General features: G+C 59.0%; 1 protein-coding gene. It reads right to left on the reverse strand.

Annotation, left to right across the window (positions count from 1 at the left end; all coding sequences use genetic code 11):
• Positions 1–1015, reverse strand: a 1015-nt coding sequence (locus NKI66_RS32595) for an IS4 family transposase (RefSeq protein ID WP_352754078.1), incomplete at its 3' end; no start/stop codon positions are given.
• Positions 1016–1179 lie beyond the last annotated feature (164 nt).

Genomic DNA, 1179 nt, shown 5'->3' on the forward strand with positions numbered 1-1179 from the left:
TTGGCTTGACCTCGGCTTCAGAGGCAACCTCGGCCATTTCCAACCGCACCAGATTGTAAGCCAGCAAGGCTCCCCAAACTTCCTGATAAACGGTCTGCGGTGTGCCGCTGCGCAGCGTCAATTCGCTGCCAAGAAGCTCCTGCTTCAGCTCTCGATAGCTGGTTTCGATCCGCCAGCGGTCTTCGTATTGCTGCACGATCTCCTGGGCAGGATAGGCCTTCTTGTCCGTCAATGAGGTGAGCAATATTCGCTTTTGCCCATGCCGGTTGACCGTCTCGATCGCCCGAGCTTCCCAGAATGTCGGCAAGTCGGGCTCGGCCTCGCGTGCTTGCGGCGAGACTTTCATGCGCACCCGATAGTCGGTGGCGTTCTGGTCCAGGCGCTGCCATGCACTGTTGCCTTTGGCCGGCAGGAGCCAATGACGTTGCTTGCCCTTCGATTGAAGCTGCAGCAGCAGGCTGGCGCTGAAAAAGCCCTTGTCGAAGACCGTCAGGGATTGGTCCGGCACTTGGTCGAGCAAGCTCTTGGCATAGAGCATCTCATTCTTGCCGTAGATCCCAAACACCGCATCACGCACCAGGTGCGTGGCGAGCGCCGTCAGGGTCAAGAGCCGTAGCTGCGGATAACTTGCAACAGCGCCGGATGCATAGGCTTGCGCTCCAAAATGCGCGCGGTTCTCCACGCTGTCGGCGACACGCAATGTGCTGCCATCCACGGCATAGCGCGCAAGACCCCGCCAGCCTCGCCCGACTTGGTGTCGCTCGTCCCAGCACGTCGCGCTCATCGCAAACAACTGCGCCAGCGGCGCCTGGCCTAAGCGCTGGCGGGCCTGCGTCAAGGCGCTCTTGGCAATGTCCGGGTTCACCTCATCGGGCAACACCAGATCCAGATGGGCCACCACCTCAGGCATGGACTGATGACGATACAAGGAAAGCGCAATCACCAGCCAGACAACTTGCTCGGCGGGGAGCTTGCGCTTGCGGATGCTCGCCTTGCCGCTGCTGGCAAGCGCCAAGGCGATCCATTCCGGATCAATTGCACCCGAAAGTGCCGATAAATCGGCTGTATGTCCTATGCGACCTGGCATCTCAAAACACGAACAGGATGGAAACGAATCTCCATCCTGTTCGATAGGTCTTACCAGATCCTCATCCAGCCCAACTTAAGTGAACTGCATTA

Source organism: Mesorhizobium sp. M0518, from assembly GCF_040321125.1.
Taxonomy (GTDB): Bacteria; Pseudomonadota; Alphaproteobacteria; order Rhizobiales; family Rhizobiaceae; genus Mesorhizobium.